Origin of the sequence: Novosphingobium sp. 1529 (assembly GCF_040544855.1) — a bacterium.
GTDB classification, from domain to species: Bacteria; Pseudomonadota; Alphaproteobacteria; order Sphingomonadales; family Sphingomonadaceae; genus Novosphingobium; species Novosphingobium capsulatum.
Map to the genome: position 1 here is coordinate 60,301 of NZ_JBEPKW010000009.1, position 13,827 is coordinate 74,127.

The window sequence follows — 13,827 nt, forward strand, 5'->3', positions numbered from 1 at the left end:
GGCGGCGCAGGCCATTCCGCCGATCGCCGCGCCGCCCACTCCCGCCGCCCAGGCGCCCGCCGCCGCAGCCCCGGGCACGGCACCGGCCCCGCTGGGCTTTGCCGCGCGCCCGCCCAAAGTGCAGCGCCGCTTCACCAGCCCGGCGGTGGAGGAAGAGATCACGCGCGTTTCGGCGATGATCGCCGATCCCAAGCTGCGCGCGATGTTTGCCGCCTGCTATCCCAACACGCTCGATACCACGGTGGAACTGGGCCTGGTCGATGGCCGGGTCGATGCCTTTGTCATTACCGGCGATATTCCGTGCATGTGGCTGCGCGACAGCAGCGCGCAGCTGCTGTCCTACATCCACCTCGTGCGCAAGGACGCGCACCTGGCCACGCTTTTTCGCGGCGCCATTGCCCGCCAGGCGCGTTCGGTCCTGCTCGATCCCTATGCCAATGCGTTTATGCGCGATGCCACGGCCAAGACCAACCTGCCCTGGGCCCTGGAAGACCAGACGCAGATGAAAACCGGCGTGGCCGAACGCAAGTGGGAGGTCGATTCGCTGTGCTGGCCGATGCGCCTCGCCTATCGCTATTGGCAGGCCAGCGGCGATACGGCCCCGTTCGACAACATCTGGGTTTCGGCGCAGCAGGCGATCGTGCGCACGTTCCGTGAACAGCAGCGCAAGGACGGGCGCGGGCCCTACAGCTTCCGCCGCACCAGCGATCGGCCCACCGAAACGCTCGGCCTTGATGGCTATGGCGCGCCGACGCGGCCGGTCGGGCTGATCCACAGCGGCTTCCGCCCGTCTGACGATGCCTGCATCTATCCGTTCCTGATCCCGTCCAACCACTTTGCCGTCACCACCCTGCGCGAGATGGCGCTCGTCGCCGAAGGCGCGGCGGGCAATGCCGCGCTCGCGGCCGATGCGCGCGCGCTGGCCGATGAAGTGGCTGCTGCGCTCGCCAAGTGGGGCACCATGCGCCTGCCCGATGGGCGGCAGGTCTGGGCCTATGAAGTCGATGGTTTTGGCAACGCGGTGTTCATGGACGATGCCAACGTGCCCTCGCTGCTCGGCCTGGCCTATACCGGTTGTGTCACAGCCGATGATCCGCTGTGGCAGGCCACGGCGGCGGCCTGCTGGTCAGACGCCAATCCCTATTTCTTCAAGGGTTCGGCGATCGAGGGGATCGGCGGCCCGCACGTCGGCCTGGGCCAGGTCTGGCCGATGAGCCTGATCGTGCGCGCCATGTCGTCCAGCGATCCGGCGGTGATCGCACCGCTGCTGCGCCAGCTGCGCGATACCGACGCTGGCACCGGCTTCATGCACGAGGCGGTCGATTCCAACAATCCGGCCCAGTTCACCCGCAGCTGGTTTGCCTGGGCCAATGGCCTGTTCGGCGAAATGATCGTGGGCCTGGCCGATCGCCTGCCGGCGGTGCTGGCCAACCCGCTCTGACCTTTCGCGCGGCGCTCCGCGCGCCGCGCCTTTCCCCAAGGATTGCCCATGGACCTGTCCCGCCGTCGCTTCCTGTCGCGCTCTGCTGCCGCGGGCGCGGTTGCCCCCACGCTGGCCGCTGCGCCGGCACTGGCTGCCACCCCGGCGGCCACGGCACCCACACCCTGGGGCGCCACGCCGTCGCCGCGCCAGTGGAAGTGGCACCAGCGCGGCATGTATGCCTTCGTCCATTTCTCCATGAACACCTTCACCGGCAAGGAATGGGGCTATGGCGATGAAAAACCGGAATGGTTCAACCCCACCGATTTCAGCGCCGACCAGATCGTGCTGGCCGCCAAGTCTGCCGGGATGACCGGGGTGATCCTTACCGCCAAGCACCATGATGGCTTCTGTCTGTGGCAGACGCAGCTGACCGAGCATTCGATCCGCAACAGCCCCTACAAGGGCGGCAAGGGTGATATCGTTGCCGAAATGGGCGAGGCGGCGCGCCGCCATGGCCTGTCCTATGGCCTCTATCTCTCGCCGTGGGATCGCAACCATCCCGAATATGGCCGGCCCGCCTATGTCGATTACTACCGCGCGCAACTGACCGAGCTGTGCACCCGCTATGGCAAGCTGTTCGAGGTGTGGTTCGACGGTGCCAATGGCGGCGATGGCTATTACGGTGGCGCGCGCGAAACCCGGCACATCGATGCCCCGCGTTATTACAACTGGCCTTCGATCATCGCTCTGGTGCACCAGATGCAGCCCGATGCCTGCACGTTCGATCCGCTCGGCGCCGATATCCGCTGGGTGGGCAACGAGGATGGCGTGGCCGGCGATCCCTGCTGGCCGACGATGCCCAACAAGCCCTATGAACAGGACGTGGGCAATTCCGGCCTGCGTGGCGGCGAAATCTGGTGGCCGGCCGAAACCGACGTGTCGATCCGCCCCGGCTGGTTCTATCACCCCGATGAAGACACCAAGGTGAAAAGCCCCGAGCGGCTGGTGCGCCTGTTCGACGAATCCGTGGGGCGCGGCACCAATCTCAACCTCAACCTGCCGCCCGACCAGCGCGGGCGCCTCGCTGATCATGACGTGGCGGTGCTCGCCTCGTTCGGCGATGCCATGCGCGCCACCTTTGCCCGCGATCTGGCCAAGGGCGCGGTGGCCCATGCCAGCGCGGTGCGCGGTCCCCGCTTTGCCCCGGCCGCCGTGCTCGATGGCCGGGCCGAAACCTATTGGTCCACGCCCGATCGCGTGCACACCCCCACGCTCACGCTCGATCTGGCGCCGGGGACGCGGTTCGATGTGGTGCGCGTGGCCGAATACCTGCCGCTCGGCGTGCGCGTCACCCGCTTTGCCATCGAGGCCGAAATCGGCGGGCAGTGGCAGCGGCTGGCGGAAAAGGAATGCATCGGCGCGCAACGCGTGGTGCGCCTGCCCGCGCCGATTGCGCCCCGCCGCGTGCGCCTGGTGATCCTCGATGCGCCGGCATGCCCCGCCATCCGCGAGTTTGCCCTGTTCAAAAGCGTGGCGCCGGTGCCGGTGGCCGCGCCTGCGCCGCGCAGCAGCGATGTGCTCAGCACGCTGGGCTGGCGCGTGGTCGATGCCAGCGCGCCGGGCGCGCAGGCGCTGCTCGATGGCGAGGTCGAAACGCTGTGGACTCAGCCGGTGCCCACCGCCGGCCACCCGGCCACGGTCACGCTCGATATCGGCCGCGCCGTCACGCTGGGCGGATTCAGCCTGACCCCGCCGCGCCATCTGGCACCCGATGCGACGCCGCCGCGCGGCTATCGTGTGGAGACCAGCCTGGACGGGCAGGCCTGGCAGGCGCAGGGCGAGGGCGAGTTTTCCAATATCGCCTATGCCCTGGCGACGCAGCGCATCGGCTTTGCCGCCCCGGTCCAGGCGCGCTATTTGCGCCTGGCGTTTGCCCAGCCGGCGCTGCCCGATCGCGCCGTGCTGGCGATTGCCGGAGTGGGCGGGTTCAGCGGCGCCTTGCCCCGCTGACCGGCTCCATCGGCGTTTGCAGCCACAGCATGCGTTCGGCGCCGTCGGGATCGTTCTCGACGGTGCTGATGCGGTCGAACACCATGGTGGCGCGGGTGGTGGCGTCAAAGCGCGGCCAGGCCGGCATGCCCGATGATCCGGGCGCCCCGCCTTTGACAAAGGCGACCATCGCCTCGTGCCAGGCTTCGGCAATCGGCTGGTCCGCCGCCGAAAGGCCAAACATCTGCGCCATCGATGGCAGTGTCACGTGGTCGAACGTCAGCGGCAGGTCGAGCACGTGGGGACTGTGTCCCTTGTAGGGGCCACCCGGCGCCGGCAAGGCCAGGCGATAGCGCCACACCGGCGCGCCGCGTGCGGCATGGGCCTCGGCCAGGCGCAGCGTGGGCATGCCATATTCCTCGGCCGTCAGCAGGCGCCAGTGGCGCTGGGCGTCGGTCCATTCGGGAAAGGCGCGGGCATAGGCGCGGTTGAGCGCGGTCATCCGCGGCATCGGCTCGGTCGATACGCTTTGCGACCAGATCGGCCGGCTGGCCTGCACCTCGTTCAGGAACAGGCGGCTTTCGTTGGCATTCGATCCGGTCAGCAGTGGCACGCGCGGCGCGCGCCCCTCGATCACGCGGGCCAGCGGCGCCTGGGGCAGGAACGCGCCATCCACCGTCGGTCGGAACGGCAGGCCCTGTGGCCAGCCCTTGCGCGCGGCCACTTGCGCTTCGACCAGCGCGGGGAAGGGCGCCACCAGCAACCGCTCCACCCCGCCCAGGCGCGCCACCACGGCATTGGCAAAGATCGCGGCGGTGGCGGGGATATGCACGGTCTGCGCCCCGCCGCTGAACACCATGGCGCGGGCATAGAGCCCATCGGCCGCCGGCGTGCCGAGCAGCGCGCAGACATTGCGCGCGCCCGATGATTCGCCCGCCAGCGTTACCGCGCGCGGGTTGCCGCCGAATGCGGCGATATTGTCCTGCACCCAGCGCAGGCCCAGCACCAGGTCACGCAAGCCGTTGTTGCCGCTGCCGGCATAGGCGCGGCCCAAAAGATGGCCCAGTTCCATGAAGCCCAGCGCGCCGAGGCGATAGTTCAGCGTCACGCAGACCACGCCATGCGCGGCAAAGCGGTTGCCGGCGATCACCTCCCACCCGCTCCATCCGGTTTCGTTGCTGCCGCCGTGCACGAAGACCATCACCGGATAGCGCCCCGGTGCCGCCGGCGCCCAGATGTTGAGCTGAAGGCAATCTTCCGCCTGGACGGCGGGCAGCGGGTCCATTCCGGCCGGCTGCGGCGCGGCGCGCGCCGGGCGGGTGGCATCCCATTCGCCTTGCCAGGGCCGGGCCGGGCGCGGCGCGGCAAAGCGGGCGGCGGTGCCATAGGGGATCCCGGTGAACACGCGCATGCCATCGGCCATGCGGCCACGCACCACGCCGCTGCGGGTGGTCACGCGCAGGGTGTCGCGGGCGGCATGCGCCAGTTGGGGCAGGGCCAGCGTGGCGGCCATGCCGCCCAGCGCCCGGCGCCGCGTCATCAGGGGCATGCGTCGATCAATCCCTTGTCCGTTCAGGCTATCATGCCTCTTACCCGAAAGGATCGGAAACGTTCCACCCCGGCCGGCGCAGGCGCACCCGCTTTTGCTCGCCCTTGCCCCATGCGCAAGGGGCAGGGCGAGTTTTGCCTAGCGCGCCCAGGCGAGCTTGAACCGCATGCCCCAGACCAGGGCAGAGCGCAGTGCCGGATTCCAGCCGGGGTGGATCACGTATTGCAGTTCCGGTTGCAGCGTCAGCCAGCGCGCCACTGGCCGCGCCGCCGTCAGCTCCAGCGCGGTTTCATGGGCCCGCGCCACCACGGCATCGGGCAGCAGCGCGGCGCGCGCGCGGCTGCCGAGCCGGGCATGGGCCATGGCCACCCCCAGTTGCCAGGCGCCCGCCTCGCGCACCACGCCGGTGCCAAGATAGCAGCTGATCGGATTGCTGCGCGCATCCGCCAGCCCCAGCCGCACCCAGCCGTGCCAGCGCGGTGCCAGCAGCCCTTCGATCAATACATAGCCGCCCTGCGAGTGGGCGCTGTGCCCTGCATCGTCCACGCGCGGCAGCGGCCGGGTATAGCGCCACACGCCCACCTGCACTTCGCCCTGGCCCAGCGGAAACTCCACCTCGCCGATCAGCAGCGCGCCGGTCGTGCCGGGCAGGCGCAGGGCGGGTACATGGTCGTTGGCCACGCTGCCAGCCTGCGCGTCGAACGCGCCCAGGCGCAGCGTGGTCTTGCCTGCGGTGCTGGCGGTAACCAGCGCGCCGCTCACCGTCATGGGAAAGATGCCGGGGCCGTTGGGGCCGCTTTGCGCCAGTTCGGCGCCAGTGCCGTGACTGGCGTGGACGAAGAGGGCGCCCACGCTCTGCACGTCGAACTCGGTGTTCACATCGATCAGGCCCACCTTGGTGGCAATCGCCAGCGGCGCGGCATTGTCGCTCGCCTGCCAGCGCACCCAGGCTTCATACAGGTGATGGCGCCCTGGCGCCTGGATGCTGCTGATGCCCTGCGCATCGCCCACCCACGAATCGGAAAAGACCGGCCCATGCACGGCGATCATGTCGATATGCGCGGTCAGCCGCGACACACCCAGCGCACCGCCATCCACGTCCACCCAGGCATCGGCCCGCGCCGCCAGCCCGCCACCGCGCGCCACACCGCCATCGGCAATATCCAGGGCATCGGCCACATAGCTGGCGCCCAGGCCAATCAGCCGCGCCGGTGGCGTATCTGCTGCCCAAGCCGTCTGCGGCAGGGCCAGCATCAGGCCAAGCAGCGCGGTGGCGCGGGACAGCCGGTGGCGCCTGGGCCGCGCCGGGGGAAGGGATCTGCACATGCCGCACAGTCTGCGGCATTGCCGGCCAAGCCTGGATGGATGCCGGGCTGCGCAGAAACGCGCATCGCGGCAATGCGGAAGGCGGCATTAAGCTGCCGTTGACCGGCAAGCCCATGCCGCCACCACAACAGCCGCTGCCGCCCCGCTGAAAATTTCAGCCTGCTGAAGTGTTGCAACCCTGCATCAGATCTTGTCAAAGAATAGGTATGCACTTTTGGGCTAGCACGTCTGGCTTGAGCCGCTATGATGACAAGGCATAAGACGGGACAAGCCCGGCGCGGCGGTGGGAGAGGACGCCGTAAAAAATCCCTGCGCCGGGTGAACCTGCCATCAAGCCGCGATTGCCATATAGTGGCGCGAAAATCGGGCTTTTTACGCAAAATCTACGGTTTACCGCACGCCCCGCGCTTCATGCTTCGGGGCGTTTGCGCTGTGCGAATCGGCGTCGCGTCGACCGTGCCAATCGCGTCAGGCCATATGCCAGCGCCCCCGTCACTGCCCGGCCCGTTGGGGGCACCGTGCAGTGGCGGGGGCGCGGCAAACGCGGCGCTAACCGGCGGGCTTAGGCCGTGGCCAGCACCGGGCGATTGGCGATGAGGTTGTCCACCACCGAAGGATCGGCCAGCGTGGAGGTATCGCCCAGCGAGCCCAGGTCATTCTCGGCGATCTTGCGCAGGATGCGGCGCATGATCTTGCCCGAACGCGTCTTGGGCAGGCCGGGGGCGAACTGGATCACGTCGGGCGTGGCGATCGGGCCGATCTCGTGCCGCACCCAGGCCACCAGTTCGCGGCGCAGCGCCTCGTCGGGCTCCACCTCGGCATTGCAGGTGACATAGGCATAGATGCCCTGGCCCTTGATCGCGTGGGGCATGCCCACCACGGCGGCTTCGGCCACCTTGGCATGGGCCACCAGCGCGCTTTCGATCTCGGCCGTGCCCATGCGATGGCCCGATACGTTGATCACGTCGTCGATGCGGCCGGTGATCCAGTAATAGCCGTCCTCGTCGCGGCGGCAGCCGTCGCCGGTGAAGTACCAGCCCTTGAACGTGGTGAAATAGGTCTGGAAAAAGCGCTCGTGATCGCCCCACACCGTGCGCATCTGGCCCGGCCAGCTGTCGCCGATCACCAGGCAGCCATCGGTTGCACCTTCCAGCACCTGGCCATCGTTGTCGAGCAGGGCGGGCTGCACGCCGAACATCGGCTTGCTGGCAGAGCCCGGCTTCAACGCCGTGGCGCCGGGCAGGGGGGTGATCATCGCGCCGCCAGTCTCGGTCTGCCACCAGGTGTCGACGATCGGGCAGCGGCCTTCACCCACCACCTTGTGATACCATTCCCAGGCTTCGGGGTTGATCGGCTCACCCACGCTGCCGAGCAGGCGCAGCGATTGGCGGCTGGTCTTGTGCACCCATTCGTCACCCTCGCGCATCAGGGCGCGCAGGGCGGTGGGGGCGCCATAAAAGATTTCCACGCCGAACTTGTCCACCACCTGCCAGAACCGGCTGGGATCGGGAAAGTTGGGCACGCCTTCGAACATCACCGTGGTCGCGCCATTGGCCAGCGGGCCATAGACGACATAGGAATGGCCCGTGACCCAGCCGATATCGGCCGCGCACCAATAGATCTGCCCCGGGCGATAATCGAACACGTACTGGTGCGTCATCGCGGCCCACACGGCATAGCCGCCGGTGGTGTGCAGCACGCCCTTGGGCTTGCCGGTGGAGCCGGAAGTGTAGAGGATGAACAGCGGATCTTCCGCGTTCATTTCCACCGGCGCACAATCTGCGCTCTGCTCTGCTACGGCCCGCGCCCAGGGCAGATCGCGGCCTTCCTGCATCGGCACATCGGCGCCGGTGCGGGCCAGGACCACTACGGTATCGACCGCAGGGCAATGCGTCAGCGCTTCGTCGACGTTCTTCTTGAGCGGCACGCGCTTGCCGCCGCGCAGGCCTTCATCGGCGGTCAGCACCACGCGGCTGTCGCAATCCTCGATCCGCCCGGCCAGGGCATCGGGCGAAAAGCCGGCAAAGACGATCGAATGGATCGCACCGATCCGCGCGCAGGCCAGCATCGCCACGGCCGCTTCGGGCACCATCGGCAGGTAGATCGTCACCCGGTCACCGGCGTTGACCCCGCGCGCCTTGAGCAGGTTGGCCAGGCGGCACACATCGGCGTGCAGTTCGCGATAGGTGATCGCGCGCGATGCATCGGTCGGGCTGTCGGGCTCCCACAGGATCGCCACGGTATCGCCGCGCTCTGCCAGGTGGCGATCGAGGCAATTGGCCGAAAGGTTGAGCGTGCCATCCTCGAACCAGCGAATGCCGAAATCTTCCTCGTGGAAGCTGGTGTTCTTCACTTTGGTGAACGGCTTGATCCAGTCGATCCGCTGCGCTTCCTCCGCCCAGAACGCATCGGGTTCCTCTACCGAGCGACGGTGCATTTCCAGATAGCGCGCTTCGTCGATCAGGGCGTTCTGGGCCCAGTCGGCGGGAACGGGATAAATGGCTTCGGCCATATGCGGAACCCTCTCGATGTGTTTGTCGTGCGCTGTGCGGGCGACGTGATGCTTGCCTCACGCTAGCCGCTTGGGCGCCTCTGTGCCAGTTGGATATAAGTCTACCATGCCGCAGGCGCGAGATGGCCGGGCGCGCTTGCACGCACGTGCCGTGTGCCGGGTGTCGCAACATCGAAACAATCCGCCGCGCATCTCCCAAATGGAAGGTGCGTAGGCAGCGTCCATGGGTGCACCACTTGGCCCAAGGCCTGTGGGGATCGCAGGCCAAGGAGGATCATGATGACGCTTTCCCGCCGCAATGCCCTGGGTGCGATCGGTGCCGGCCTGCCGCTGGCAGCTGCGGCCACGCGCGCGCTGGCTGCCCCCGTGGTGCCGCCCGCGCCCTTGCCGGTGCCGGCGGGCGCGGCCGGCCACGAACCATCGGCCCCGCCGCTGCCACCGGGCGGCGCGCCGCCGATCTATGACAAGGTCGGCATGGAATGGGTGATGGATATCCTGCCGTTCTGTTCGCAGCCCGAATACATGGGCAGCGCCCAGGACCAGGTGGCGTCAGACGGCTATCGCAACGATGTCTGGCCGATCATCGGCGGCGTGTTCCAGGGCCGGGGGATTAAGGGAACGGTGATCCCCGGCGGTGGCGATTTCCCGGTGGTGCGCCCCGATGGCGTAGTGGTGGTCGATGCGCTCTATCGCCTGAAAACCGACGATGGGCAGCAGATCATCATCCACAACAAGGGCTTGGGCTATACCGAGCAGAAGTATCGCCTGCTGCCAACCTTCGAAGTGCCGGGCGCCAAGTATGCCTGGCTGCGCGAATCCGTGTTCGTCGCCACGCTGACCTTTCCCATTCCGCCATCGATCAAGGCGCCCGATTTCGGCCCCAATGCCAATGGCCGTCTGATCCAGGTTTTCCGCATGACCTGACGCGAAAGGCACTCCCGCTGCGATGCCAGAGGCGCTAGGCACAGACCATGCTCGTCCGCTCGCTTCTGCTCGCCGCGCTTTGCGCCTCTGCCACTCCCGCGCTGGCGCAAGCGGCACCAGACAGCACCGTTTATGTGCGCGCCGGGCGCCTGGTCGATCCGGAAACCGGCCAGGTTCTGACCAGCCGCCTGATCCGGGTGGAGCAGGGCCGGGTGGCGGCGATCACTGCCGATGGCCCCGGCGCGGCGGCGATCCCGGCGGGCGCGCGGGTGGTGGACTGGAGCGGCTATACCGTGCTGCCCGGCCTGATCGACATGCACGTGCACCTGGCCGACATGGACCAGTCGGACAACGTGGCCGAGCCGCTGCTGCATTCGGCCATGGAAATCGCCTATGTCGGCGCGCGCAATGCCCGCACCACGCTGATGGCCGGCTTCACGACGGTGCACAATTGCGGCAATTTTCGCGCCTACGCCGATGTGGAACTGCGCAATGCGATCAACCGCGGCGATGTGATCGGTCCGCGCATCAGCGCGGTGGGCGCCTATGTGACGATTCCCGGCGGCGGCGGCGAAGTGACCGGCTTTGCCCCCGATGTGGAAGTGCCGGCCGACATGCGTGCCGGCGTGGTGGCTGATGCCGCCGATACCACGCGCAAGGTCAACGCGCTGTTCCAGCATGGCGCGGATTCGATCAAGCTGATCGCGACGGGTGCCGTGCTCGCCCAGGGGACGGAGCCGGGCCAGCAGGAACTGAGCGAGGACGAGATGCGTGCCGCGGTCACCGTGGCCAAGGCGCGCGGATCGTGGGTTACCGCCCATGCCCACGGTGCCGCCGGCATCAAATCGGCCATGCGCGCCGGGGTCAAGGCGATCGAGCATGCCAGCCTGATCGATGACGAGGGCATTGCCATGGCCAAGGCCAAGGGCGTGTGGCTCGACATGGATATCTATGATGGCGACTATATCGCCGACTATGGCCGGGCCCACCACTGGCCGGCCGACATGCTGCGCAAGAACGACGATACCACGCAGGCCCAGCGCGATGGCTTTGCCAAGGCGGTCAAGGCCGGGGTCAAGCTGTCGTTCGGCACCGATGCCGGGGTCTATCCCCACGGCCTCAACGCCCGCCAGTTCAAGTACATGGTGCGCTATGGCATGACCCCGATGCAGGCGATCCAGGCCGCCACCACGGTTTCGGCCGATCTGCTCGGGTGGAGCAAGGACGTGGGCGCGCTGTCGCCCGGCCACTATGCCGACATGATCGCGGTCAAGGGTGATCCCCTGGCCGACATTTCGGTGCTGGAGCATGTCGATCACGTGATCAAGGGTGGTGATGTGGTGAAGTGAGCGCGCGGCTTCCACCCCCGGCCCCTCTCCTCTGAAGAGGAGGGGCGGAATTACAATATCTTATGCCCCCTCCTCTTCAGAGGAGGGGGTTTGGGGGTGGTGGAAACCTGGCCCCAAGCTATGCTTGGACAGACGCTGCCCAAGTCTCTATTCCAGCGGCCGATTCCTTCCCCCAACGGAAAAAAGCCCCAGCATGAGCGACCAATCCGACAAGCCCGCCGGCCCCGCCCTCGATCGCCGCAGCCTTTTGGCCGGGCTTGCCATTACCGGCGCTGCCGCAGGGGTTGATGCCGCGGCTGCCGCCCCGCGCGCCGGGGCCGGAAGCCGCGCCAAGGTCGATGCCGCGCTGCGCGCCAAGATCGATACGGTCGTGGTGATCTATGCCGAAAACCGCAGCTTCAACAATCTCTTCCCTGATTTTCCGGGGCTGCAGCAGCCGCTTGCCGCCGTGCCGGTGGAGCGCACCCGGCAGCGCGATCGCGATGGCCGCGTGCTGGAAACCCTGCCCAAGGTCTGGGAAGGCATGGTGCCTGACAAGCAGGTGGTGGAGCACGCCGAGTTCCATATCGACGAAGACGCCATCACCGGCCTGGCCAATGCGCCCTTTGCGCTCAAGACGCCCGAAGGCGATCCGCTGCCCCATGGCGTGGTGACGCGTGACCTGATCCACAGCTTCTACAACAACCAGTGGCAGATCAACGGCGGGCGCAACGATGGCTTCGTCGCTTGGGGCGATAGCGGCGCTTTGGTCATGGGCCATTATGGCGATGTTCGAGCCAACCTGCGGCTGTGGCAGGTGGCGCGCGAATTCACCCTATGCGACAATTTCTTCATGGGCGCTTTCGGCGGCTCGTTCCTCAACCACCAATACCTGGTTGCCGCCACGCCGCCCTATTACCCGGACGCTGACAAGAGCCCGGCGAAAGATCGCGTGGTCAAGCTTGATCCGGCCTACAGCGATCCGCCGCGCCCGCTGCTCAAGCCCGGTACGCCAGCCAGCGCGATGGATGGCCCGGTGCGCTTTGTTGCCGATTCGATCACGCCCGATCACCGCGCGGTCAACACCATGCTGCCGCCCTATCTGCCCACCTACCAGGCCGATCCGGCCCGGCCGGGGATGGCCCTGGTCACTTCGCAGACCCTGCCGCCGCAGACCCATGCCCATATCGGCGATCGGCTGACCGAAGCTGGCGTGGAGTGGGCGTGGTACGCCGGTGGCTGGGACGAGGCGATGGCAGGGCGCGCCAATAGCGCGGCGTTTCCCTCCCGCCCCAATTTCCAGCCGCATCACCAGCCGCTCAACTATTTCGCCAACCTGGCGCCGGGCACGGCGGCGCGCGAACGCCATCTGCGCGATGGCGGCATGGGCGAAACCGCGCGCACCAACCTGTTTCTGGCCGATGCCGCGGCGGGCAAGCTGCCGGCCGTCACGTTCTACAAGCCGCAGGGCAACCTCAACATGCACGCCGGCTATTCCGACGTGGATGCCGGCGATCGCCATATCGCCGGGGTTGTCGATGCGCTGCGCCGCTCGCCGCAGTGGGACAAGATGCTGGTTATCATCACCTTCGATGAAAACGGCGGCTGGTGGGACCATGTCGCTCCGCCCAAGGGCGATCGCTGGGGGCCGGGGACGCGTATTCCCGCGCTGATCGTCTCGCCCCACGCGCGGCGCGGCCACGTCGATCACACTGTCTATGATACCGGCTCGATCGCGCGCTTCCTGGTGCGGCGCTTTGGCCTCAAGACCCTGCCGGGCCTGGTCGAGCGGGACAAGGCGATGATCGCCGCAGGCGGACCGCCGCCGGGCGACCTGACCGGCGCGCTGATCGTCTGATCAGCGCTGCCGGCGCCGCGCCGCTCAGGCGGCGGTGTCGGTCTGCGCGGCCTGCGGTGCTGGGCTGGGCGTTGGCGTGGGCTGCGGCGCGGCTTGCGCCGGGGCCTGGCCGACAGGGGCTGCCACCGGCGGCAAGGCCTGCGGCGCGGGCAGCACCATCGCGGCGGTTTCCAACTGGTCGAGCGCATGCTGCGCGGCCACCCAGTCGCGGGCATGGGCCAGCCACTCGGTGGCGGCATCCTTGCCCGGCATGCGCTCCACATCGCTGATCGCGGCGTCGACACGGCCACCGGCCAGCGCCAGGCGGGCATGATCGGCCCGCGCCTCGGGCGTGGCGTTGGGGCCTTCGTCGTGGCGGATCACGAACAGGCCGGCGATCTGGCCCGAAATCCAGTCCCAGGTATTGCCGCGCGGGGTCTTGCCCATCAGCTGCGGCTCGATCCCCGCCAGCTCTTCCGACAGGTTGCCCAGCGTGACCGGATGCGCGGCGGCGGCAATGACGCGGTCCACCGCGCCCGGCTGGCTGGCGCCAAAGCGCACGCGCAGCTGGTTTTCCAGGATGCCCAGCGGCTGGCCGCGCTCGATGGCGCGGCGCGCGGCAAAGGCCACCAGCAGCGCTTCGGCGCGGCTGGCCTGGCCGGCCGCGGCATTGGCCTGCTGGTTTAGTTCGGCCAAACGTTGCTCCAGCGCGGAAACCTTGGCCGATGTGCTGGCGAGCACGGCATCGCTCGCCGCGCTGCTGGCAGCGGCCACGACCGCTTCGGAGGCAACGGCGGCGGGTACATCGCCACTGGAACTGGCCATCGGGCCCAGGTCAAGCCGCAGCCAGCCTTCGCGCGCGGCGAGCCAGGCACCGGCGCCGCCCAGGGCGAGGATCACGATCAGCACCAACCCCACCAGCAACCGTCCCCCGCCACG

9 protein-coding genes are annotated in these 13,827 nt (G+C 68.0%); 5 read left to right on the top strand and 4 right to left on the bottom strand.

Annotated elements, in window-relative coordinates:
* Positions 1–13: 13 nt before the first annotated feature.
* Together ABIC78_RS15895 and ABIC78_RS15900 are read left to right on the top strand one after the other, a co-directional pair.
* On the top strand, positions 14–1,441 hold the full coding sequence (locus tag ABIC78_RS15895; RefSeq protein ID WP_502915686.1) for a glycoside hydrolase family 125 protein: 1,428 nt from the start codon (positions 14–16) through the stop codon (positions 1,439–1,441).
* A gap of 48 nt (positions 1,442–1,489) precedes the next feature.
* Complete coding sequence (locus ABIC78_RS15900; protein ID WP_354490733.1) at positions 1,490–3,433, top strand: alpha-L-fucosidase; 1,944 nt, start codon at positions 1,490–1,492, stop codon at positions 3,431–3,433.
* Here ABIC78_RS15900 and ABIC78_RS15905 read toward each other — a convergent pair.
* The 3 genes from ABIC78_RS15905 to acs form a co-directional block, all read right to left on the bottom strand.
* Positions 3,411–4,961 (bottom strand): carboxylesterase/lipase family protein, encoded by a 1,551-nt coding sequence (locus ABIC78_RS15905; protein WP_354490735.1) that lies wholly within the window; start codon positions 4,959–4,961, stop codon positions 3,411–3,413. The two genes, ABIC78_RS15900 and ABIC78_RS15905, sit on opposite strands and share 23 nt — an antisense overlap.
* A 138-nt stretch (positions 4,962–5,099) precedes the next feature.
* Positions 5,100–6,287, bottom strand: coding sequence for a carbohydrate porin (locus ABIC78_RS15910; RefSeq protein WP_354490737.1), 1,188 nt, complete (start codon positions 6,285–6,287; stop codon positions 5,100–5,102).
* A gap of 562 nt (positions 6,288–6,849) precedes the next feature.
* Entirely contained in the window at positions 6,850–8,799 is a 1,950-nt protein-coding gene (acs, locus tag ABIC78_RS15915; protein ID WP_354490739.1) for an acetate--CoA ligase, read from the bottom strand.
* Between the two features lie 276 nt (positions 8,800–9,075).
* Between acs and ABIC78_RS15920 the strand changes: the two genes are divergently transcribed.
* The 3 genes from ABIC78_RS15920 to acpA all read left to right on the top strand — a co-directional run bounded on the left by ABIC78_RS15920 (position 9,076) and on the right by acpA (position 12,909).
* Positions 9,076–9,723: a DUF3237 family protein gene (locus ABIC78_RS15920; protein WP_169041743.1), complete on the top strand. Its 648-nt coding sequence runs from the start codon at positions 9,076–9,078 to the stop codon at positions 9,721–9,723.
* Between the two features lie 47 nt (positions 9,724–9,770).
* On the top strand, positions 9,771–11,072 hold the full coding sequence (locus ABIC78_RS15925; RefSeq protein WP_354490741.1) for a Xaa-Pro dipeptidase: 1,302 nt from the start codon (positions 9,771–9,773) through the stop codon (positions 11,070–11,072).
* A gap of 193 nt (positions 11,073–11,265) precedes the next feature.
* Positions 11,266–12,909, top strand: coding sequence for an acid phosphatase (acpA, locus tag ABIC78_RS15930; protein WP_354490743.1), 1,644 nt, complete (start codon positions 11,266–11,268; stop codon positions 12,907–12,909).
* Positions 12,910–12,933: 24 nt separating this feature from the next.
* Here acpA and ABIC78_RS15935 read toward each other — a convergent pair whose 3' ends face one another.
* On the bottom strand, positions 12,934–13,806 hold the full coding sequence (locus ABIC78_RS15935) for a hypothetical protein (RefSeq protein WP_354490745.1): 873 nt from the start codon (positions 13,804–13,806) through the stop codon (positions 12,934–12,936).
* Between the last annotated feature and the right edge of the window lie 21 nt (positions 13,807–13,827).

What these genes read in the sequence shown, in the direction of transcription:
- ABIC78_RS15900 (WP_354490733.1), top strand. Translation starts at nt 1,490, where the DNA reads ATGGACCTGTCCCGCCGTCGCTTCCTGTCGCGCTCTGCTGCCGCGGGC.
- ABIC78_RS15905 (WP_354490735.1), bottom strand. Translation starts at nt 4,961, where the DNA reads ATGCCCCTGATGACGCGGCGCCGGGCGCTGGGCGGCATGGCCGCCACG.
- ABIC78_RS15910 (WP_354490737.1), bottom strand. Translation starts at nt 6,287, where the DNA reads ATGTGCAGATCCCTTCCCCCGGCGCGGCCCAGGCGCCACCGGCTGTCC.
- acs (WP_354490739.1), bottom strand. Translation starts at nt 8,799, where the DNA reads ATGGCCGAAGCCATTTATCCCGTTCCCGCCGACTGGGCCCAGAACGCC.
- ABIC78_RS15920 (WP_169041743.1), top strand. Translation starts at nt 9,076, where the DNA reads ATGATGACGCTTTCCCGCCGCAATGCCCTGGGTGCGATCGGTGCCGGC.
- ABIC78_RS15925 (WP_354490741.1), top strand. Translation starts at nt 9,771, where the DNA reads ATGCTCGTCCGCTCGCTTCTGCTCGCCGCGCTTTGCGCCTCTGCCACT.
- acpA (WP_354490743.1), top strand. Translation starts at nt 11,266, where the DNA reads ATGAGCGACCAATCCGACAAGCCCGCCGGCCCCGCCCTCGATCGCCGC.